Source organism: Micromonospora humidisoli, assembly GCF_016900955.1.
Classification (GTDB): Bacteria; Actinomycetota; Actinomycetes; order Mycobacteriales; family Micromonosporaceae; genus Micromonospora; species Micromonospora wenchangensis.
Genome location: NZ_JAFEUO010000010.1, coordinates 36655 through 56838, shown reverse-complemented (window position 1 = coordinate 56838; position 20184 = coordinate 36655). Strand labels below are relative to the sequence as shown.

Below are 20184 nucleotides of genomic sequence, written 5' to 3'. Positions count from 1 at the left end.
CGCCCTGGTGCGGCATCCGCCCCAGTGACGACACGCCGTGTCATCACCATACCGGCGACGACATGCGATGTCATCACGACTACACTGGGATCATGGCCAGGTGGCGACCGGATGCCCGCGAGCGGCTGCGGCAGGCGGCGCTCGAACTCTTCGCCGAGCAGGGCTTCGCCGCGACCACGGTGCCGGCGATCACCGCGCGGGCCGGCCTGACGACGCGCACGTTCTTCCGGCACTTCGCCGACAAGCGCGAGGTGCTCTTCGCGGACGAGGCCGAGATCGGTGCCTACGCCAAGCAACTCATGGCCACGGCGCCCGCCGACGAACCGCTGGCGTTCATCGTCGCGGGCCTGCGCACGCTCGCCGAGACGTATTTCGAAGGTCGCAAGGACGACCTGCGGCAGCGGCGCGCCATCGTGGCGTCCGACCCGGGGCTGCGCGAACGCGACCAGCACAAGCGCGCGATGCTGGCCCAGGTGATGCGGGACGGCTTCCGGGCCGGCGGCCTCGATCCGCTGCGGGCCGACCTGCTCGCCGAGACGGCGGGAACCCTGATGTACGTGTCCGTCGCCGCATGGCTCGACACCGACGACGGTCGCCGGCTCGGCGACATCATCGACGCCGCACTCGCGACCTTGCGGACCGAGCTGGAAGGGCTGCCCACCTCGAACGGTCAGGTCGCTTCGGAAGGGTGAGGCCGGCGCGAGCGGGATCGGCCCTGTCCGGTGGTGCCGCCCGCCGGGTCGGGGCGTCGCCGCGAGCGTACGTCAGGCCGCGGCACCTCGACGGCTGACCCGGGCCCGGAGTGGTCGTCAGTCACCCGATTGTCCTTTCTCGACTTTCCCAGCGCAGGGGCGGACGAGGCCCCGGAAAGCCTCGCTCTGCTGGGGCAAGTGCCAGACGGGAACACCGGATTTGATCCGACCGACCACAATGTTGGTGGTGGCAGCACCCCTCAGCTCTCGCCAGGTTCGACTCCGGCGGGGCGGTGCCGTGGTCGTCGTGGTCACGCTCGTCGCCGTTGCCGTCGCCACCGCCCTGGATGACAAGATCCTCGCGACGGTCAACACCGCGCTCGGCACGGTAACCGGCGTGCTCGCCGCGGTAGCCGGTGTGCTCGGAGTCTGGCATACGCTGCGACAGGGTGCGACGCAGGCGGCAGGGGGCGGGGCCAGCTCGGCTCGCCGATCGGTAACCGCTCCGACCGGTGATGCGCCCCGGGTGCTGCACGGACGCGAGACCGAACTGGTCCGGCTACGGACGGCGCTGGCCCGTCCGGAAGGACGATTTCTGGTGTTGGCCGGCCTCGCCGGGGTCGGGAAGTCCGCGCTGGCGCTGGCCCTGCACGAACACGCAGCCGCCCGGCGCGGCGGCAGCGCCTGGTGGATCTCGGCGCGTACGCCGGAGACCTTCACCGACGGGCTCGTCCACGTCGCACAGACCCTCGGTGCCTCCCCTGCCGACACGGACGAACTGAGGGCAGGCACCGCGCGGGCCCAGGACCTCTGGTGGGAACTGCTGTCCCGGGCGCGTCGCGGCTGGCTGCTGGTCATCGACGACGCCGACGAACTCCGGGTGCTCGGCGCGTTGGACGGCACCGGTTGGCTCCGGCCGAGCAGACGAGGGCTGGTCCTGGTCACCAGCCGGGTCGGTAGTGCGCACCTGTGGGGACGTACCGCCGAGGTGATCCGGCTCGGGCCACTCGCCGAAGGACCGGCCGCGCGGATGCTGCTGGACCTCGCCGGCGGTGGTAACGAGGCGGCGGCGCGCCGTCTCGCGCACCGTCTCGGCGGCCTACCGCTGGCGCTCAGGGTCGCCGGCAGCGCCGTCGCCTGGGAGTTCTCCCGATGGGACTCGCTCGCGGCCTACGAGAGCGCACTCGGTTCCGGAGACGCGACCGGCCTGCTCCACGTGGACCGGGGTGCCGGCGGGCCCGCGGATCCGCGCCAGGTCCCGGCAACGACCTTCGAGCTGTCCCTGGCCAGTCTCACGGAAGGGGGCCTGCCGCACGCGACGCCGCTTCTCCGGCTGCTGTCCTGCTACGCGCCGAACCTGCCGATCCCGGTCGGCCTCCTCGCCTGCGAGACGGTCAACGCGCTGCTCGGCGGCCCGACGGACGAAGCGGGCCGACAGCGGCACCTCCACACCGCGCTTCGTGGTCTGGCGCAACTGAGCCTCATCACCGAAGGACGCCCGGAGCGGAACGGAGCATGGCCACGGACGGCGTCGTTGCATCCGCTTGTCAGCGAAGCCAGCCGCAGCCGGACGGTGGGCGCACCGCACCAGGTGGCCGTGGAAGCAGTCGTCGCGGCACTCGATCCGCTCCGCTCCGACGACAGTCGCACCTGGCCACTGGCCGCCGTCGTCAGCCCACACGTCCGGCAGCTACTCGACACGAGTCCGGCCTACCTCGACGAGGAACACCTCGCGGCGTTGCTCGACGTCGCAGCCCGGCTCGTGGCAGCCGCAGCCTGGAGCGGTGCGGCCGACGCCAGCGGACAACTCGCTTCCCATGCGCTCGCCCGCGTCACTCCCCTGCCCGAAGACCATCCCTCGCGCCTGAACCTCCGAGCGGAACTGGCCTGGGCCACCGGCCGCAACGGCGACTGGGACGCCGCCCGCGCCATGCTGGCCGCGCTGCTGCGGACCTGGGAGAGCCAGGCGGACCCGCCGCCGCTGAACGTGCTGGACGTGCGGCACAAGCTCGCCTGGGCGGTCGGCCAGACCGGCGACTGGGAATCGGCACGAGCGGGACTGACCGCGGTCGGCGAAGCACGTCGACGCCTGCTGGGCACCGACCATCCGGACACGCTGCACACCAGGTGCTGCCTCGCCTGGGCGACATGGCGTACCGGATCACCCGCCGAGGCCGAGGCCGAGTACCGGAGGGTGATCGCGGACCGCCGGGCGGTGCTCGGCGACGACCACGTGGAGGTCCTCGACGCCTACCAATCCCTCGCCGAGGGCTACGTGCTCGACGACCGTCACGAGGAAGCCGAGGCGGTGTTGCGCATGGTCGTCGCCAGACGTGTTCGCCTGCTGGGCCCCGAACATCCGGAGACCCTCGACAACTGCCCCCGCTACTGGCTCGGCCGCGCCCTACAGGGCCAGGGACGGCACGTCGAGGCCGCCGACATACTCCGGAGGCTGCTCCAGGAGCAGATCCGGTGGTTCGGCGTCGACCACCCGGCGACAGCGGCCACCCGAGCGCGCCTGACCGGCCGGCTCGGAACGGACGCGATCGACGCCCGGTGACCACCCGACGCCGTCCGACGCCCTCCGCGGCCCGAGCGGTGATGCGAGGCTCGACCTCGGCCAGGACCAGACAGTGCAGGGGCGGGTCGAAGATGTCGATGCCCAGCGGCGGGGTCTTGGACAGCGTCGCGGCGGGCCGCTCGATGCGAGCGTACTTCCCCTCGCGGACCGGCTCGGCTGTCATCGGGCCCCATTCCGGCACCGTGCGGTGCTCATCGCGGGCATGAGGGTCCGGCGGTCGCGGAGTAGCTGCGCCGCAGCACGAGCCCGTCCGGCGTACGCGTGGGTGACGCGTACGCCGGACGTTGGACGGCTCTACTGCCAGGCGCCGCTGCGGCAGATGAACTGGGTGGTGCCGCTGTACTGGGTGGTACCCCCGTCGACGTAGCTGTAGCTGGCCCGCACCGGGTGGCCGAGGTTGCTGGCCGGGCAGGTGGCGAAGAGGGTCGGCCCGGCGGTCGTGAAGGTGCCGACGCTGCCGGAGTACCAGGTGATGCTCCAGGTCGTCGTGCCGGTGCTGCTGCCGTCGCAGTAGAACTGCGACGCGCCGGACTCGCAGAAGGGCGCCGGGGCGGCGGCGAGGGCCGGCGTGGCCCCGGCGGCCACGAGGCCCAGGGCGGCAAGCGCGGATGTGGCCAGGGCCGTGACGGTGGTACGCATGGAACTCCTCCCAACGTAGCCAGGCAACGACTGAGCGCGACGTCAGCCTAACCGTTGCATCGACGTACCCGAATTAGCTGTTCGGTCAGTCGGTCGCCCGGTGCAGCCAGCGGTCGTGGTGCACCGCCTCGGCGAGCGGCCGGCGTCGCCGCCACCCGTGCCGCTCCAGGTCGGGCACGGCCTCCAGATGGGTGACCGGCCCGACGCAGAGCCAGGCCACCGGCCGGATGCCGGCCGGCACACCCAGCAGGTCGGCCAGGAACGACTCCCGGTAGAAGGAGACCCACCCCACGCCCAACCCCTCGGCGGTCGCGGCGAGCCAGAGGTTCTGGATGGCCAGGCAGACCGAGTAGAGGCCGGCGTCGGCGATGGCGTGCCGCCCGAGCACCGCCGGGCCCCCGCGCTGCGGGTCGTAGGTGACGACGATCGAGAGCGTCGACTCCAGCACCCCGTCGATCTTGATGCGCGCGAACCGTTCGGCCGCGGCACCGTCCAGAGTGGCGGCGAACGTGGCCCGCTCGGCCTGCACGTGCCGGTAGAACCGACGACGGACGGCAGGGTCCCGCACCAGGACGAAGTCCCACGGCTGCGAGTGGCCGACGCTGGGCGCGGCGTGCGCGGCGTCGAGGATCCGGTGCAGGGTGTCAGCCGGCACCGGATCCCCGGTGAACTCGGCCCGGACGTCCCGGCGGCGGTGGATGGCGTCGTAGAGTTCCACAGGCAGGCTCCCGCTGCGCTCGGCCCACCCCCGACGGGTGGGCGGTCGACGCGAGGCCGGTCTTCGGACTCCCGGATCAACGCCGACCCGTCCGCCTTCCCAGCCGTACGGCCAGTGGCTGCGCTCCTCGCGCCTGGACGGTCGCTCCCCGGTCACCGCGGCGGGCCCGTGCCGGATTCACACCGGCTTCCCGATTCTCCCCGCAGTTGCGGGGCACCTCGCACGATCATGCCGCCGCCGATGCTATCGGTGGATCACGTACGGGTGGCGGTGGTGCGGCCACGGTTCCCGGTCGGGTAGTGCCTGCGCAGGTCGGAGGTCGTCATCCGGTCGAGCATCCGGTCGGGAAGGACGCGGGAGGCCCGGATGAGGAGGGCAGCCGTCGCGCCGATGGTGTAGCGGGTGCGGGGCCTGCGGTCGGTCACCGCCGCGGCGATCCTCTTCGCGGCGACGGCGGAGGTCACCCCGGCCCTGGTGAACGCCGCCACGTGGGAGGGGATCGCCTGCATCAGGGCACCGTAGCGCTCGTTCTGCTCCGGGGTCATCGTCTCGTCGAGACGGCCGAGGGCGGCGAGGCCGACGCGGGACATCTCGGTTTTGACGCCGCCCGGTTCGACCACCACCACCCGCACGCCGTACGGGGCCAGTTCGTTGCGCAGCGCGTCGCTCATCGCCTCCATGGCGAACTTGCTGGCGGCGTACGGACCGTAGCCGGCCATGGAGACCCTGCCGTTGAGGGAGCTGATGTTGACGACGCGCCCCTTGCCGCGCAGCAGCACGGGGAGCAGGGCCTGGGTGACCGCGACGTGACCGAAGAGGTTCACCTCGAAGATGCGCCGCCACTCGTGCAGCGGCACCACCTCGACCGGGCCGGCACCGGGGACGCCGGCGTTGTTGACCAGCGCCCGCAGCGGCAGCGGATCCCGCCCGACGCGTGCGGCGAGCGCGGCGACGTGGTCGGGGTCGGTGATGTCGAGGATCACCGGCTCGATGCGGTCGGTCCGCAGGGGCGTGGCGTCGCCCTCGCGCCGCACGCCGGCGAGGACGTGGAAACCACGCCGGGCCAGTTCCCGCGCGGTGGCCGCACCCATGCCGGTCGACGCGCCGGTCACGACCACGAGTTCCCGACTTTCAGTTGACGTTGTCATCTCTCAAGTCTGCACCAATCAGATGACAACGTCAACCGAGTGAAGTGACTTAGTCATCACCGGCGGACTAGCATCGTCCGCGTGACCAGCCGCGCCGAATCAGCCGCCGCAACCCGCCGCGCCCTGCTCGAAGCGGCCGCCGAGCTGCTCGACTCCGGTGGCCTCGACGCGGTGACGTTGCGCGCGGTGGGAGCACGCGCCGGAGTGACGCGCGGAGCGCCCTACCGGCACTTCCCCGACAAGGAAAGCCTGCTGATCGCCGTCGGGACCCGGGCCTGGGACACGCTCGGGGATCGCATGCAGACCCTTCGCGCGACACCTGGCCTGTCGGCCGCCGAAAAGCTCCGCGGCGGCCTCCTCGCACTCGTCGACGTCGGCCGCCGTCAACCGCACCTCTACAAGCTCATGTTCAGCAACCCGCCCGGCGACCCCAGCGCACTCGCCCGGGCCGCCCAGCGAAGCCAGACCGAGTTCCTGGCCGTCGTCGCCGAACTGGTGGGCGAGCAGGACGCCCGCCGGTACGCGGCCCTGCTCATCAGCAGCGCCAACGGGATCGCCGGCCTACAGGCCAGTGGCCAGCTCGCCGACCCGAAGTGGGGAGGCGTCAGCGCCGAAGAGCTCACCGACACCCTCGTCGACATGGTCGCCGTCAGGAACCGGCACACCTGACCGGCGGGCAGCGGACTCGACGGCCGGTGGGGACCGGTCGGCACGTGGGCTCGGCAGCACCGGGTCTGGCAGGCTGACGTGGTCGGCGGGCCGGGGACGACACGGGGCCGACGAGCCGGCCGGTGGCCCGTGGGTAGGTCCGGGCAGGGCCGACCCGGGAGCCGGCCCTGCCCGACGTCGTCCGTCAGCGGGCGGGAAACCTCTCGTCGAGGGCCAGGTTGAGTTCCAGTACGTTCACGCCGGGCTCGCCCATGAAGCCGAGCGACCGGCCGGTGGTGTGCTTCGCCACCAGTGCCCGGACCGCTGCGGGGTCCGCGGCGCGCTCGCGCGCGACCCGGGCCACCTGGATCTGGGCGTACGCCGGGGAGATGTGCGGGTCGAGGCCGCTGCCGCTGGCGGTGACGGCGTCGGCCGGCACCGCGGGTGTCGCCGGAGCGTCACCCCGCACCGGCACGATCAGCCCGCCGGCGGCCACGTAGTCCTCGTCCGGCCTGGCCAGTTCGACAGGCACGCCCTGCCAGGAGCTGACGAACGGCGTGGCCGGGGCGACCTGGTTGACGCTGACCACGCGGATGACCGGGCCGGTGAGCCCGTCGGCGCGGAACACGGCAAGCACCGCGCCGACCCCGTCCGGTGTGCAGTACGGGCGTCGTCCGTCCACCCCGTCCAGTGCACCCACCGCCCTGGAGCGGGTGCAGACCTGGGTGAGCAGGCTCTCGGAGGCTGCCTCCGGGTCGGTCGAGAGGGTGTCGACGACGCTTTCCGGGCCAAGGTTGCCGGCCGCCGTGGAGGTCGGGTCGTAGCCGTCGCCGGCGGCGGACGGGCGAGACTGGAAATAGCGCGGGACGGGGTTGCCGTCCCCGTCGGTGAACGACTGCCCGATCAGCGAGCTGCCGACGGTCTTGCCGTCCACGGTGATCAGGGAGCCGTCCGCCGTGCCGGACAGGCCGGGAAGCTGCCCGGCCGCGACCAGGGCGAGCGGATAGGCCAAGCCGAGCAGCACGGTGAAGACGAGTACGGCGCGCAGGGCGGCCAGGTGTTGGGTGAGCCAACTGGGAAGTCGCATGTCAGATCCCCGGGACGAACTGGATGAGCAGGTCGATGAGCTTGATGCCGACGAACGGCACCACGATGCCGCCGAGGCCGTAGCGCAACAGGTTGCGGCTGAGCAGCTTCGAGGCGCTGGCCGGGCGGTAGCGCACACCGCGCAGGGCCAGCGGGATCAGTGCGATGATCACCAGGGCGTTGAAGATGACCGCCGACAGGATCGCCGACTCCGGGCTGGCCAGCCGCATGACGTTCAGCGTGTCCAGGCTCGGGTAGATGCCGGCGAACATGGCCGGGATGATCGCGAAGTACTTCGCGATGTCGTTGGCGATGCTGAACGTGGTCAACGCGCCCCGGGTGATCAGCAACTGCTTGCCGATCTCGACGATCTCGATCAGCTTCGTCGGATCGGAGTCCAGGTCGACCATGTTGCCGGCCTCCTTCGCCGCCGACGTGCCGGTGTTCATCGCCACGCCGACGTCGGCCTGGGCCAGGGCGGGGGCGTCGTTGGTGCCGTCGCCGGTCATCGCGACCAGCCGGCCGCCCTCCTGCTCCTTCTTGATCAGCGCGAGCTTGTCCTCCGGCGTGGCCTCGGCGAGGAAGTCGTCCACGCCGGCCTCGTCCGCGATGGCCTTCGCGGTACGCGGGTTGTCGCCGGTGATCATCACGGTCCGGATGCCCATCCGGCGCATCTCGTCGAAGCGCTCGCGCATGCCGGCCTTGACCACGTCCTTGAGATGGATCACCCCGAGGGCGCGGGCCGGTTCCCCGTCGACGTGCTCGGCCACGACGAGGGGGGTGCCGCCGATGCCACTGATCTCGTCGACGATCTGCCCGACCTGCTCGGTGGGGTGGCCGCCGTTCTCGCGTACCCACTTCATCACGGCGGCGGCGGCGCCCTTGCGGACCCGGCGCGCCGGGTCCTGACCGGCGTCGGCGGTGAGGTCGACGCCGCTCATCCGGGTCTGCGCGGTGAACGGCACGAAGGTGGCGTGCGGAATGAGGCCGGGTTCGCGCTCGCGCAGCCCGTACCCGTTCTTGGCCAGTACCACCACGGAGCGCCCCTCGGGCGTCTCGTCGGCCAGGCTGGAGAGTTGGGCCGCGTCCGCGACGGTGGCCGCGTCCACGCCGTCCACCGGCAGGAACTCGGCGGCCTGCCGGTTGCCGAGAGTGATCGTGCCGGTCTTGTCCAGCAGCAGCGTGTTGACGTCGCCGGCCGCCTCGACCGCCCGACCGCTCATCGCCAGCACGTTGCGCTGGACGAGGCGGTCCATACCGGCGATGCCGATCGCCGAGAGCAGCGCGCCGATGGTGGTCGGGATCAGGCAGACCAGCAGCGAGACCAGCACCACGCCGGTGACCCCGGAGTCGGTGATCGCCCCGGAGTCCGGCGCGGCGGCCTGGTAGCCCTTGGCGAAGATGGCGAGCGGTTGCAGGGTTACCACGGCCAGCAGGAAAATGATCGTCAGCGCGGCCAACAGGATGTTGAGCGCGATCTCGTTCGGCGTCTTCTGCCGGTTGGCGCCCTCCACAAGGGCGATCATCCGGTCGATGAAACTCTCGCCAGGCTTCTGCGTGATCTTCACGACGATCCGGTCGGAGAGGACCTTGGTCCCCCCGGTGACCGCGCTACGGTCGCCGCCGGACTCCCGGATCACCGGGGCGGACTCCCCCGTGATCGCCGACTCGTCGACGCTGGCGATGCCCTCGACCACGTCACCGTCGCCGGGGATGATGTTGCCGGCCTCGACCAGCACGACGTCGCCCTGCCTGAGCTCCGGTGCCGGCACAGCCTCGTCGGTGTAGGTGTTCGCGGCGGCCCCCGGCGTCCAGCCGACCAGCCGGGTCGCGATGGTGTCCTTCTTCGCCTGCCGCAGCGTGGCTGCCTGCGCCTTGCCCCGGCCCTCCGCGACCGCCTCGGCGAGGTTGGCGAAGAGCACGGTCAGCCAGAGCCAGATCGCGATCGCGATCGCGAACACCGACGGGTCGGCGGCGGCGAGCACCGTGGTGAACAGCGCGCCGATCTCCACGATCAGCATCACCGGGTTGCGCCACAACGTGTGCGGGTCGAGTTTGCGCAGCGCGTCGGGCAGGGACCGGAGCAGCTGCTTCGGATCGAGCAGACCGCCTCCGACCCGGTTGCCCTGGGTGGCGGGTGTACCGGCGGTGGCCGCGTCGGCGGTGCCGTGCGGTGCCGACGTGGACGTGGTCATGTCCTTCTCTCTCATGGTGGTCACAGCCCTTCGGCCAGCGGGCCGAGCGCGAGCGCGGGCAGGAAGGTGAGCGCGACGAGGACCACCGTGACGCCGACGACCATCCCGACGAAGAGCGGCTTGTGGGTCGGCAGGGTGCCCTCGGACGCGGGAGTCGGCTTCTGGCGGGCCAGCGAGCCGGCCAGCGCGAGCACGAAGATGATCGGCAGGAACCGGCCGAGCAGCATGCACAGGCCCAGCGCGGTGTTCCACCACGGTGTGCTGACCGTGATGCCGGCGAACGCGGAGCCGTTGTTGTTGCTCGCCGAGGTGAACGCGTAGAGCACCTCGGACAGGCCGTGCGGGCCGACGTTGAGGGCTGTGGAGTTGTTACCCGTCGCGAAGGCCGCCGCCGTCCCGGCCAGCACCAGCACGGGGGTGACCAGGAAGTACATCGAGGCGAACTTGATCTCCCTTGAGCCGATCTTCTTGCCCAGGTACTCGGGGGTACGACCGACCATCAGGCCGGCGACGAACACGGTGATCACCGCAAGGATCAGCAGGCCGTAGAGGCCAGCGCCGACACCGCCGGGGGCGACCTCGCCGAGCATCATGTTGCCCAGCAGCATCCCGCCGCCCAGCGCCGTGTACGAGTCGTGGAACGAATTGACCGCGCCGGTCGAGGTGAGCGTGGTGGCGGCGGCGAAGGTGGCCGAGTTCGACACGTCGAACCGGACCTCCTTGCCTTCGAGGGCCGCGCCGACCGCCTGCGGCACCGTGCCGTGCCCGCCGAGTTCGAACACGTTGGTCAGGGCGACGCTGGCGACAGCCAGGATGCCCATCACGGCGGCGACCGCGTAACCCTGCCGGTTCTGGCCGACCATCCGGCCGAAGACCCGGGGCAGGCTGAACGGGATCAGCAGGATCAGGAAGATCTCCAGCCAGTTGGTCCACGGGGTGGGGTTCTCGAACGGGTGGGCGCTGTTGACGTTGTAGAAGCCACCACCGTTGGTACCCAGCTCCTTGATGACCTCCTGGCTGGCCACCGGCCCGCCGGTGATCGTCTGGCTGCCGCCGGTCAGGGTGGTCACGTCGGTGCCGGCCGACAGGTTCTGCACCACGCCGCCGACCATCAGGGCGAGTGCGCCGAGCCCCGCGATCGGCAGCAGGATCCGCAGCACGATCCGGGTCAGGTCGACCCAGAAGTTGCCCAGCTCGCCGGTGCGGCTGCGGGCGAAGCCCCGCACCAGCGCCACCGCGACGGCGACGCCGACCGCGGCGGAGACGAAGTTCTGCACCGCCAGGCCGGCCATCTGCACCAGGTGGCCCATGGTCGACTCACCCGAGTACCACTGCCAGTTCGTGTTGGTCACGAACGACACCGCGGTGTTCCACGCGCCGTGCGGCACCACCGGATCGAAGCCCAGCGACAGCCACAGCCTGTCCTGCACCCGCTGGAACAGATAGAGGAACAGGATCGAGACCGCCGAGAACGCCAGCACGCTGCGGGCGTACACGCCCCACGACTGCTCGGCGGCCGGGTTGACCCCGACCAGGCGGTACACGCCCCGCTCCAGGCGGGACTGCCTGGTGCCGGACACCACCCGGAACATGTAGTCGCCGAACGGCCTGTAGACCGCGACGAGGCCCGCGACCAGGGACAGGGCGAAGACGACGCCCGCTGTCGTCGTGGTCATCAGAACCGCTCCGGGAACAGCAGGGCGACCACCAGGAACACGGCCAGCCCGATCGCCAGCACCAAACCGACGGCGTTGACGGCGCTCACAGCTTCTCCACACCCCTCACCACGAGGGCGAGCGCTGCGAACAGCCCCACCGTCAACACCACGAACAGCACGTCAGACACCGCTGACTCCTCTGACCGGCAATGAGATCGTCACGACCGCCATCCGGTCGCGCCGGGCAATCACAACGCCTCCGACGTGCGACGAACAGGGTCGTTAACGCAACCATCACGCCGTCCGGGCGTTTCTTGACGCGCCTTTAACACCGCACGCTGATCAGATGAAACGGCTCACATGCTTCGCGGGCTACTCACGGTGGACCACGTGCTTCCCGCTGCCGGTGCGGTGGACCCGGTGGGTCTCGTCGCGCTCGTTGCCGGCCCGTTCCGGCTCGGCCGGCAGCATGCCGCAGAACCGCTGTCTGCGGCATGCTGCCGAGAGGGTGCCGCCGGCGGGTTCCGGTACGCGACGGAGCAGCGGCAGGTCGTCGCCGGACACGCGGTTGCCTAGCGGGTGAGGGACTCCTGATAGATGTCGGCGTAGGTGCGCGTGCCCTTGATCAGATCGTCGCAGAAGGCGGCGACGTCGGTGCCCGTGACCTCCAGAACGCCCTTGCCGGCCGCGACACCCTCCTCGAAGAAGTCGACGATTCCCGGCAGCAGACCCCCGTCCACCAGATCGGTCGGCCCGACCTTGAACAGGTAGCGCTGCATCTCCTGGTAGACGATCCGGTAGTCAGGCGGGAGAGCCTTGACCCGGGCGACGTGCGCCCGCCACTGCTTCTTGCCCTCGACGATGTCTCGAATGCTCATGTCAGTCTCCCAACCGGGCCAGTTTGCGTGCGACGTTCCGGTTCAGCTGCTCCCGCCACCGGTCGCGGTAGGTGCGGGCCCCCGCTCCGCCGGCCAGCGCCGCTGCGAAGCCGGGGATGTCGTCGCCGAGCACCTCGTCAACGCGCTGCCCGTCGGCTGCGGCCTCTTCGAGCAACCCGAGGGCGGCATCGGCGACAGGGGTCAGGTTGCGGCCCGTGAAGCTCCCGTACGGGAAGAGGCCCGCCGTGATCTGTCCCCACGCCGCCTGATAGTCGGCCGGCAACGCCTGCGCCCGATCCTCGAACGCTTTCCAGTCTCGGGTCAGATCGCTGCCCGTGATGGTCTCCCAGAAGCTCATGCCCCGCCCTCCTTGAGTTTGTCGATCCGCGAGGAGACGTACTGCCATTTCGCCCAGAACGTCGCGAGCTCCCTGCGCCCAGCGTCGTTGAGCGTGTAGAACTTGCGCGGCGGACCCACTTCGGACCGTCGCTTCGACACCTGGACGAGCTTGCCGCGTTCCAGACGCAGCAGGATGGTGTACACCGTGCCGTCGATGACGTCAGCGAAGCCGAGCGCGTTCAGGCGGCGCGTGATGGCGTAGCCGTAGGTCTCCTCACGGCTGATGATTTCGAGCACGCAGCCCTCAAGCGTGCCCTTCAGCATCTCGGTCAGATCCTCCACCGCGCCCCCATCCACTATTCAGTGTCACCAACTACTGGTACACGGTATCACCGAATACCGGTAGTCGGTACCACCGGGCACCGGTGGATTTCCGCCCGCCACGGGCGGCGGCAGTCAGCTTCAGCAGCAGGTGACGGTGCGGAGCCCTGCGGCGTGGTCGCCGGAGGCGGCCTGAGCGGCGACGGCCCGGATCTGGTCGCGGGTGAGGTGGTGGCCGGCGCGGATCACGGCCGAGATCGAGGACAGGTTCGCGGCATCGGCGAGCGGGTCGGCGTCCAGCAGCAGGAAGTCGGCGTCCATCCCGGCCGCGATCCGGCCCATCCGGTCAGACCGGCCGAGATACGCCGCCGGACCGGTCGTGGCGGCGCGCAGGATGTCCAGCGGCGGGATCCCGGCGGCCGCCCACTCGCCGAACTCCAGGCGCATCGTCTGGCCCGGGGTGGCGCCCTGACCGTCGGTGCCGGTCATCATGGGCACCTTGGCCGCGTGGAAGATGCCGACCATGCGCACACAGAGCTCGTACGCTTTGCGGTAGGTCTCGCGTGTCGTGGCCGGCAGGCCGTCGAAGGTCCTGAGAACGTCCTGACGCTCGGCTCGTTCCTCGGCGGACAGCAGGGCGGAACCGGGGTCCTGCCGGTATTCCGGGGCGTCGGCGAGGTACTGGGTACGCAGGCGTACGAGGGTGGGTGTCTGCCAGGTGCCGTTGGCCGCGAAGGTGCTGGCCAGCTCCCGCGCCCTGGCCTCGTCGAAGGTGTCGAGAGCCTGCCCCAGCAGGGCTACGGCTTCCTCCTTGGCGAAGGCGGCCGGATTGATGAGCCGCCTGTTCTGCTGGCCGGCCAGGACGTCGTCGGCAAGTGGCAGGCCCAGCGCCCATTGCGGTACGGGCAGCGCCGGCCTCTCCCGGCCCCACAACGTGTCGCGTTCCGTGGAGCAGGTGATCCAGATGTTGCTGCCGGTGCCGAAGTGCTCGACCGAGTGGTAGCCGAGCCGGGACGCCTCGGTCACGCTCACGTCGGGCGGCAGATGCCCGGCCGTCGGGAGGCCCTCCTCCCGCGCCTGTTCGAGCGCCGCGAGGAAGGGCTCGCGGTCGTACACGACGATCTTGATGAAGTCGGCACCCTGCTTCCTCTGTCGCTCGACCTCGGCCCGGGCGTCGTCGGCGGATCCGGCGTTGAACGGCGACAGCAGTGCTCCCGGCATGGCGAGCAGGGCGGGGGCGTACTCGGTCAGCGGCAGCCGGCGCTGCGCCCGGTAGCGCAACAGCTCCTCCGAGGCGGCCATCTGGCGTATGCCGGTGACGCCCTCGGCCAGCATCGTCGCGAGGTAGCCCCGGGCGTCGCCGCCCTGCAACGTGTGGACGTGCATGTTGTTGTAGCCCGGGACGGCGAAGCGGCCGCCGCCATCGACGACGCGCACGTCCCCGGCGGTGGCCGCCGCGGAGCCGGTCACGGCGGTGATACGGCCGTCGCGCACCAGCACCGACCGGTGTGGACGCCGGGAACCGTCGACCGGATCGATCACCGTGACGTTGTCGATCCGGATCGGCGACGCCGTCGGGAACACGACCCGGTCGGGCTCCCTCCTGGTGAGCGCCCGGGTCGCCGGAACACCTACCGCGGCGGCCACGATGACGCCCCCACCCATGGCGAGGAAGCGACGACGGGTACGGCGCGGCTTCGCTGAGTCGTCGGACATGCCCGGACCACCGGCGACACCCGGGTCAGCGTCCAGGCCCTCACCGCCTGGCCGCTGCTGCGACTCTCGGGTCCCGCCGCAGCCACCAGGCGACGGGACACCCGCATCCCGGGAGAGGTTCACCGGCACGCCGTCCCGGAGCCGCTCCCGGCCGGACGGACGTCGTTCCCGGTGATCGTCAGTCGGAGCCCGTCGGCGGTCGCGGCGGCCCCCCGGTAGACGAGGCCGGCGGGCAGCGTCGGCAGATCGACCGTACGCGACTGGGCCCTGTCGCCGAGACGGCTGGCCGGCAGCCGGACGCCCAGGAACGGGATCTCCACCTCCTCGGGCTCGATGCGCAGGACCCCGTCGACGATCTCGGGATCGGCGTACACCGTCACCTGCTGGGAGCGCCCGAGCAACTGGATCTGCATCTGCACGGTGAGACGTCCGGCGTCGTCCGCGCCGTAGCCGGCCGGGCTCGTCGGGCCCGGGGAGCCGTGGGCGGCGGCGGCCGTGCCGAGCTGGGCGTACGGCAGGGTGACGTCGGCGACGACCGACCCGGCGCTGATCCCCCCGGAGCCGGGCAGCCGCACGTCGTGCGCGGTCGCCTCCACCGCCGCGGAGAACCGGCCCACCGTCACCTGCGGCACCCGGACGTGGACGGTGCGGAAGGTCCCGCGAGCCAGTTGGATCAGGAACGGGCCGCCCCCGAAGTCGGCCTCGGGCGGCTCACTGAGCCCGGCGGCGCATTGCAGCCGGGCGGCGAGACGGTCGGATGCGTCGCCGGCGACGACCCGGTCGGCGGTGAACCCGATGCCCAGCACCAGCACGACCGGTGCTCCCGCGATGATCCATTTTCTGTGCACGGCCGATACCTCCAGGTGAGTCAGGACTGTGGCCCCCGCCGGACCAGGCCGGCCGGCACGCTGGAGCATGGCGGTGCACAGGGCAGGGACCTGGGGCGAAGTCGTCGAACCGGCGCGCTACCGGTCCCCGGTGAACACGGCCGTACGGTCGTCACCGGCCGGCAGGAGCTCTCCTGCGGCAGCCTCTGCCGGAGGCCTGTCGAAGGCCGCCGGGTCGGCCTCGATCGAGATGCTGGGCAGGAGCCGGTCGAGGAGCGGGGGCAACTGCCACTGCCGGTCGCCGACCAGCACCATCACCGCCGGCACGAGCAGGCAACGCACGATGGTGGCATCGACCGCCACGGCGACCGAGAGTCCGAGTCCGAACATCTTGACGACGGGGTTCGAGTTGATCAGGAAGCTGGCGAAGACAGCCACCATGATGAGGGCCGCACTGCTGATGATCCGGCCGGTGTCGGCGAGTCCGAGGCTCACCGCCCGACGGTTGTCCCTGGTGGCATGCCAGTGTTCCTGCACCGAGCTGAGCAGGAAGACCTCGTAGTCCATGGACAGGCCGAACAGGATGGCGAACATCATCATCGGCACGTAGGACTCGATCGGCACCGGCCCGTCCAGGCCGAGCAGATGGATCCCCCAGCCCCACTGGAAGACCGCGACGACGACACCGTAGGCGGCGGCGATGGAGATCAGATTCATGGCGGCGGCCTTGGCGGCGAGCCAGAGCGACCGGAAGGCGAGCAGCACGAGCACACAGGCGAACGCCACCACGGCGCCGATCAGCAGCGGCAGCCGCTGGGAGATGCGCTCGGCCAGATCGGCCTTGGTGGCGGTCAGCCCGCCCACGTGACCTTCGGCGTCCTCACCGGTCAGGGCCTGCGGCAGCGTCGTGTCGCGAAGCCGGTGCACGAGCTCGACCGTGCTGTCGTCCGAGGGCGACGTCTGTCCGGTCACGTTGAAGACCGCCACGGCGGAGTCGGCGCTGACGACCGGGGCGCTGACCTCCCGTACGCCGGGGGTGTCGGCGAGTGCGGCAACCAGCGCGACCAGACGGGGGTCCTGGGCCCGCGGGTCCTGGCCGGCCACGTTCTTCGCGCCGGGCGGGGCGGTGGCTGGATCGACCATCTCGACGACGACCCGCAGCGGGCCGTTCGCGCCAGGCCCGAAGCCTTCGGCGAGGGCGTCGTGGGAGCGGCGCGACTCGGTGGAGGTGGGCAGTCTCCCGGAGTCCATCTGGCCGAGCCGCAGGGCGAACACCGGGGCGCTGAGCGCGAGCAGCACCGCGGTGGCGGCCAGCGCGGTCAGCAGGGGCCGTTTCGCCACGCGTACGGCCAGGCGGGCCCAGAGCGTGGTGTCGAGTCCTGCGTGATCGGCACCGGTGGTGGTGTGCCGGCTGCCCGGCAGGGAGAACCGGTTGATCCGGGGACCGAGCCAGCCGAGCATCGCCGGTGTGAGGGTGACGGCCGATCCCAGGCTGACGGCCACGACGATGGCGGCGGAGTATCCCAGCCAGCCGACGAAGGAGACGCCGGACAGGGCCAGCCCGCACACCGCGATGATGACGGTGCCGGCGGCGAAGACGACCGCCCCGCCGGATGTCGCCGTCGTACGGGCGGCGGCCTCTTCGGCCGACAGGCCACCGGCCAGCAGGCGTCGGAACCGCACGACCAGGAACAGTCCGTAGTCGATGCCGACCCCGAGGCCGATCATGGTGGCCAGGGTGGCCGCCACCGTCGGGATGTCGACCGCGTTGCCCAGCAGTTTGAGCAGGGCCAGACCGCTTCCGACGGACAGGACGGCGGTGAGGATGGGGACCCCCATGGCGACGGCCGATCCGAAGGCCAGCAGCATGACGATGACGGCCATCACGATGCCGATGAGCTCACTGGTGTGCACCGGGCTCCTGGACAGTCGCTGGCCCAGTTGCCCGCCGATGGACACGTCCAGCCCGGCGTCGGTGGCCGGGGCGGTCGCCTCCCGTACCTGCTCGGCGAGATCGAGGGTCGCCGCGGATGGCGACTGTGGTGTCACGGTCAGGTAGCCGATGCGGCCGTCCGGGCTGAGGGCGGGGGTGCCGGCGGCCGGCGGACCACTCACCGTGCCGACGCCCGGGACTGCGCGAATCCTCTCCGCGGTGGCCTTCAGGGCATCCTGGTACGTCCGGTCGGTCAGTCTGCCGCTCGGCGCCTCGACCACGACCGGGCTGGGGTCGACCGACCTACCGGGAAACGCCCGGTCCAGCAGGGTCTGCGCGACCGCGCTGTCGCTGCCGTCGACCGCGATGGCGTCGGCGTTGCCGCCGTCGAAACGGCTGCCCGCGAGGATGAGCGCCAGGGCCAGGACGACCCAGCCGACGGTCACCGCGCGGGCGTGACGTGCACAGAACCGGCCCGTCCGGTAGAGGAAGGTTGTCATCTCGCTGCGCTCACCCGGGACTCGTCGTTGCGGGGCCGCACGGCCGTTGTCGTTGTCACGTAGCTCAGCGAACCAGCGGATGCTTACCGGCAGCCGCCGCTGAGGCTGACGGTTGTCTGAGGGCCGCTGCGGCATCATGGGCCGATGAGTACCACCGGCCCCACCTCCCTCCTGCACCCCAGCCGGCCAGGCACGCCGGCCCGGATCCTGGTGGTCGACGACGAGGCGCACATCGTCGAGGTGCTGGCGGCGACGTTGACGTTCGCCGGGTTCGAGGTACGGGCTGCGCGCTCGGGTGCCGAGGCCCGACAGGTCGCCGCCGAATACCGGCCCCGGGTGGCCCTCCTGGACGTCCTGCTCCCCGACGGCTCCGGCTTCGATCTCTGCGACTCGTTACGGGAGGTTCAGCCTGAGCTGGGCGTGCTGTTCGTGACGGCCCGCGACGCCGTCAGCGATCGGCTGACCGGGCTCGGTCTGGCGGACGGCTACATCACCAAACCGTTCAGTGTCGCCGAGGTGATCGCCCGGCTCAACGTGCTGCTGCGTCGTCTGGACGCCAGGCGGCCCGACCAGACGGTCGATCCGGTGCTCCGGGTCGGCGACCTGGAGGTGGCCGTGCGGAGTCACCGGGTGAGCCGCCAGGGAGACGACGTGGAGCTGACACCGACCGAGTTCAGGGTGCTCACCTACCTCATGGGTCGCCCTGGACTTGTCGTCAGCAAACAGCACCTGCTCAGCGAGGTGTGGGGGCATCAGTTCGGCGACGTGACGGCCGTGGAGAAGGTCGTCAGCCAGTTGCGCCGCAAGATCGGGCCAGGGCTGCTGCACACCGTACGCGGATTCGGCTACACGGTGCGTGACGGCGCACCGTGAGCCGGCAGGGTGACGCGTGCCTCCAGGCCTCCCCCGTCGTCCCGCCGGTCGTGCAGGCTCAGCGTCCCGCCGTGTTGCTCGGTGATCTCCCGCGCGATGCTGAGCCCCAGACCGCTGCCACCGTTGGCCACGCGACCGCCGTCGGCCCGCCAGAAACGTTCGAAGGCGCGGGCGATCGACAGCGGGTCGAGGCCCGGCCCGTGATCCCGGACGAGGATCACGAGACGGTCGCCCGCGTGGGCGACGACGACGTCGATCGGGCTGCCCGCCGGTGTGTACCGGACGGCGTTGCCCAGCAGGTTACGCATCACCTGGACGAGCGACGTCTCGTCGCCCGGCACGATCGCGTGGGGCGGCTCCACCCGAAGTGAGATCGTCCGGCCGGGCTCGATCATGCGGAGATCGGTGACCAAGCCGCCGAGTGCGGCACCGACGTCGACAGGCATCCGTTCCAGCGGCCGGCGGGCATCCAGCCGGGCCAGCAGGATCAACTCCTCGACCAGGCGCTGCATCCGGGTGGTCTCCGCACTGATGCGCGCCATGGCGAGGTCCACCTGCTCCCCGTCGGCGACGCCGCCGTTGAGGTAGAGGTCGCTCCAGCCGCCGACGGTGGTCAACGGTGTCCTGAGTTCGTGTGACGCGTCGGCGACGAAGCGGCGCACCCGGTCCTCGGCATCTTCCCGCGCGCCGAAGGCCGCGTTGAGCTCGGCCGCCACCCGACCGATCTCGCTGTGCGGATGCGGCACCGGGATACGGCGGCCACGCTGTCCGCCGGCTATCGCTCGTGCGGTGTCGGCCACGACCCGCAACGGGCGCAGACCGATCCCGAGGACCAGGTTCGCGGTCAGCACCCCGGCCGCGAGGATCGCCGCGGAGGCGATGACCTCGACGAGCAGCAGGCGGTTGAGCGTGGCGTCCACGTCGGCCAGGGAGATCCCGACGATCAGGGCGGCCGGCCGCACGCGTAGGCCGTCGATGCTCAGCGTGATCCCCGCGGCCACGCCGGAAAGGTCGATGATGGTCAGTCGGTAACCGGGGCCGCCGCCCGTGCTGGCGGCGGTGAACGGCCCGGAGGTGGCCCTGATCGAGTCCGGCAGGACCGGCGGCGTCAGATCCTCGTTGGCGGACACCGCCTCGTGCGCCACCAGCATCGACCCGTCGTCACCCACCACGGCGACGTACTGGGTGCTGGGCGTCAGCATCCGCACCGTGCCCCAGCTGATCTTAACGTCGCTGTCCCTGCCGACCTGGTCACCGATCCGGTCCGCCACCGACTCCAGGGTCGCGTCGAGCCGGTTACGCAGGAACGTCTCCAACGCGGCGTAGGCGGTGACGTCGGCGACGAGCAGCCCGGCGGCGAGCAGCGCGAGGGTCCCGGCCAGCAGACGCCCCCGCAGCCCCTGCCAGGCGCTGGTGACACGCGGCACCGCCGG

Annotated in this window: 19 protein-coding genes and 1 riboswitch; of the genes, 4 read left to right on the top strand and 15 right to left on the bottom strand. The window is 71.1% G+C overall.

Annotated features, from left to right (window positions below):
* Nucleotides 1-92: 92 nt before the first annotated feature.
* Together JQN84_RS28650 and JQN84_RS28645 are read left to right on the top strand one after the other, a co-directional pair.
* A complete protein-coding gene (locus JQN84_RS28650) occupies nucleotides 93-692 on the top strand; it encodes a TetR/AcrR family transcriptional regulator (protein WP_239486379.1) in 600 nt (199 codons plus the stop codon).
* 526 nt (nucleotides 693-1218) lie between these two features.
* Nucleotides 1219-3252, top strand: a complete 2034-nt coding sequence (locus JQN84_RS28645) for a tetratricopeptide repeat protein (RefSeq protein WP_204961693.1) — start codon at nucleotides 1219-1221, stop codon at nucleotides 3250-3252.
* A gap of 315 nt (nucleotides 3253-3567) precedes the next feature.
* Here JQN84_RS28645 and JQN84_RS28640 read toward each other — a convergent pair whose 3' ends face one another.
* The 3 genes from JQN84_RS28640 to JQN84_RS28630 form a co-directional block, all read right to left on the bottom strand.
* On the bottom strand, nucleotides 3568-3912 hold the full coding sequence (locus JQN84_RS28640; RefSeq protein WP_088645963.1) for a hypothetical protein: 345 nt from the start codon (nucleotides 3910-3912) through the stop codon (nucleotides 3568-3570).
* Nucleotides 3913-3997: 85 nt separating this feature from the next.
* Entirely contained in the window at nucleotides 3998-4630 is a 633-nt protein-coding gene (gene bluB / locus JQN84_RS28635) for a 5,6-dimethylbenzimidazole synthase (RefSeq protein ID WP_204961691.1), read from the bottom strand.
* A gap of 37 nt (nucleotides 4631-4667) precedes the next feature.
* Nucleotides 4668-4866, bottom strand: a riboswitch (cobalamin riboswitch).
* An 18-nt stretch (nucleotides 4867-4884) separates the two neighbouring features.
* A complete protein-coding gene (locus tag JQN84_RS28630; RefSeq protein ID WP_204961684.1) occupies nucleotides 4885-5778 on the bottom strand; it encodes an SDR family oxidoreductase in 894 nt (297 codons plus the stop codon).
* 81 nt (nucleotides 5779-5859) lie between these two features.
* Here JQN84_RS28630 and JQN84_RS28625 point away from each other — a divergent pair, with 81 nt between their 5' ends.
* Nucleotides 5860-6447: a TetR/AcrR family transcriptional regulator gene (locus JQN84_RS28625; protein WP_204961683.1), complete on the top strand. Its 588-nt coding sequence runs from the start codon at nucleotides 5860-5862 to the stop codon at nucleotides 6445-6447.
* 184 nt (nucleotides 6448-6631) lie between these two features.
* Here JQN84_RS28625 and JQN84_RS28620 read toward each other — a convergent pair whose 3' ends face one another.
* The 11 genes from JQN84_RS28620 to JQN84_RS28570 all read right to left on the bottom strand — a co-directional run bounded on the left by JQN84_RS28620 (nucleotide 6632) and on the right by JQN84_RS28570 (nucleotide 18055).
* Complete coding sequence (locus JQN84_RS28620; RefSeq protein WP_204961682.1) at nucleotides 6632-7513, bottom strand: potassium-transporting ATPase subunit C; 882 nt, start codon at nucleotides 7511-7513, stop codon at nucleotides 6632-6634.
* Nucleotide 7514: 1 nt separating this feature from the next.
* Nucleotides 7515-9707 (bottom strand): potassium-transporting ATPase subunit KdpB, encoded by a 2193-nt coding sequence (gene kdpB / locus JQN84_RS28615; protein WP_204961681.1) that lies wholly within the window; start codon nucleotides 9705-9707, stop codon nucleotides 7515-7517.
* Between the two features lie 20 nt (nucleotides 9708-9727).
* Nucleotides 9728-11383 carry a potassium-transporting ATPase subunit KdpA gene (kdpA, locus tag JQN84_RS28610; RefSeq protein ID WP_204961680.1) on the bottom strand — a complete coding sequence of 552 codons (1656 nt, stop codon included), beginning with the start codon at nucleotides 11381-11383 and terminating at the stop codon, nucleotides 9728-9730.
* Nucleotides 11383-11472: a K(+)-transporting ATPase subunit F gene (gene kdpF, locus JQN84_RS28605; protein ID WP_074475088.1), complete on the bottom strand. Its 90-nt coding sequence runs from the start codon at nucleotides 11470-11472 to the stop codon at nucleotides 11383-11385. Before kdpF ends, kdpA begins: the two co-directional genes overlap by 1 nt.
* Before the next feature lie 264 nt (nucleotides 11473-11736).
* The gene (locus JQN84_RS28600) at nucleotides 11737-11928 is read right to left on the bottom strand and encodes a hypothetical protein (RefSeq protein ID WP_204961679.1); all 192 of its coding nucleotides are present in this window, start codon (nucleotides 11926-11928) and stop codon (nucleotides 11737-11739) included.
* An 8-nt stretch (nucleotides 11929-11936) separates the two neighbouring features.
* Nucleotides 11937-12242: a DUF1048 domain-containing protein gene (locus tag JQN84_RS28595; RefSeq protein WP_204961678.1), complete on the bottom strand. Its 306-nt coding sequence runs from the start codon at nucleotides 12240-12242 to the stop codon at nucleotides 11937-11939.
* A 1-nt stretch (nucleotide 12243) separates the two neighbouring features.
* Nucleotides 12244-12600 carry a DUF1048 domain-containing protein gene (locus JQN84_RS28590; protein WP_204961677.1) on the bottom strand — a complete coding sequence of 119 codons (357 nt, stop codon included), beginning with the start codon at nucleotides 12598-12600 and terminating at the stop codon, nucleotides 12244-12246.
* Nucleotides 12597-12923 (bottom strand): PadR family transcriptional regulator, encoded by a 327-nt coding sequence (locus JQN84_RS28585; protein WP_204961676.1) that lies wholly within the window; start codon nucleotides 12921-12923, stop codon nucleotides 12597-12599. Before JQN84_RS28585 ends, JQN84_RS28590 begins: the two co-directional genes overlap by 4 nt.
* Before the next feature lie 120 nt (nucleotides 12924-13043).
* Nucleotides 13044-14618, bottom strand: a complete 1575-nt coding sequence (locus JQN84_RS28580; RefSeq protein ID WP_204961675.1) for an amidohydrolase family protein — start codon at nucleotides 14616-14618, stop codon at nucleotides 13044-13046.
* Between the two features lie 119 nt (nucleotides 14619-14737).
* Nucleotides 14738-15466 carry an LmeA family phospholipid-binding protein gene (locus JQN84_RS28575; RefSeq protein ID WP_204961674.1) on the bottom strand — a complete coding sequence of 243 codons (729 nt, stop codon included), beginning with the start codon at nucleotides 15464-15466 and terminating at the stop codon, nucleotides 14738-14740.
* A gap of 117 nt (nucleotides 15467-15583) precedes the next feature.
* Nucleotides 15584-18055, bottom strand: a complete 2472-nt coding sequence (locus JQN84_RS28570) for an MMPL family transporter (protein WP_204961673.1) — start codon at nucleotides 18053-18055, stop codon at nucleotides 15584-15586.
* Here JQN84_RS28570 and JQN84_RS28565 point away from each other — a divergent pair.
* Complete coding sequence (locus JQN84_RS28565; RefSeq protein ID WP_204961672.1) at nucleotides 18023-18751, top strand: response regulator transcription factor; 729 nt, start codon at nucleotides 18023-18025, stop codon at nucleotides 18749-18751. The genes JQN84_RS28570 and JQN84_RS28565 overlap by 33 nt on opposite strands.
* Here the strand turns inward: JQN84_RS28565 and JQN84_RS28560 are convergent.
* Nucleotides 18724-20178 (bottom strand): sensor histidine kinase, encoded by a 1455-nt coding sequence (locus JQN84_RS28560; RefSeq protein WP_204961671.1) that lies wholly within the window; start codon nucleotides 20176-20178, stop codon nucleotides 18724-18726. The two genes, JQN84_RS28565 and JQN84_RS28560, sit on opposite strands and share 28 nt — an antisense overlap.
* Nucleotides 20179-20184 lie beyond the last annotated feature (6 nt).

Bases quoted from the DNA above. Each gene is read 5' to 3' on its own strand.
- JQN84_RS28650 (WP_239486379.1), top strand. From the start codon at position 93: ATGGCCAGGTGGCGACCGGATGCCCGCGAGCGGCTGCGGCAGGCGGCG.
- JQN84_RS28640 (WP_088645963.1), bottom strand. From the start codon at position 3,912: ATGCGTACCACCGTCACGGCCCTGGCCACATCCGCGCTTGCCGCCCTG.
- JQN84_RS28630 (WP_204961684.1), bottom strand. From the start codon at position 5,778: ATGACAACGTCAACTGAAAGTCGGGAACTCGTGGTCGTGACCGGCGCG.
- JQN84_RS28620 (WP_204961682.1), bottom strand. From the start codon at position 7,513: ATGCGACTTCCCAGTTGGCTCACCCAACACCTGGCCGCCCTGCGCGCC.
- kdpB (WP_204961681.1), bottom strand. From the start codon at position 9,707: ATGACCACGTCCACGTCGGCACCGCACGGCACCGCCGACGCGGCCACC.
- kdpA (WP_204961680.1), bottom strand. From the start codon at position 11,383: ATGACCACGACGACAGCGGGCGTCGTCTTCGCCCTGTCCCTGGTCGCG.
- JQN84_RS28595 (WP_204961678.1), bottom strand. From the start codon at position 12,242: ATGAGCATTCGAGACATCGTCGAGGGCAAGAAGCAGTGGCGGGCGCAC.
- JQN84_RS28590 (WP_204961677.1), bottom strand. From the start codon at position 12,600: ATGAGCTTCTGGGAGACCATCACGGGCAGCGATCTGACCCGAGACTGG.
- JQN84_RS28580 (WP_204961675.1), bottom strand. From the start codon at position 14,618: ATGTCCGACGACTCAGCGAAGCCGCGCCGTACCCGTCGTCGCTTCCTC.
- JQN84_RS28565 (WP_204961672.1), top strand. From the start codon at position 18,023: ATGAGTACCACCGGCCCCACCTCCCTCCTGCACCCCAGCCGGCCAGGC.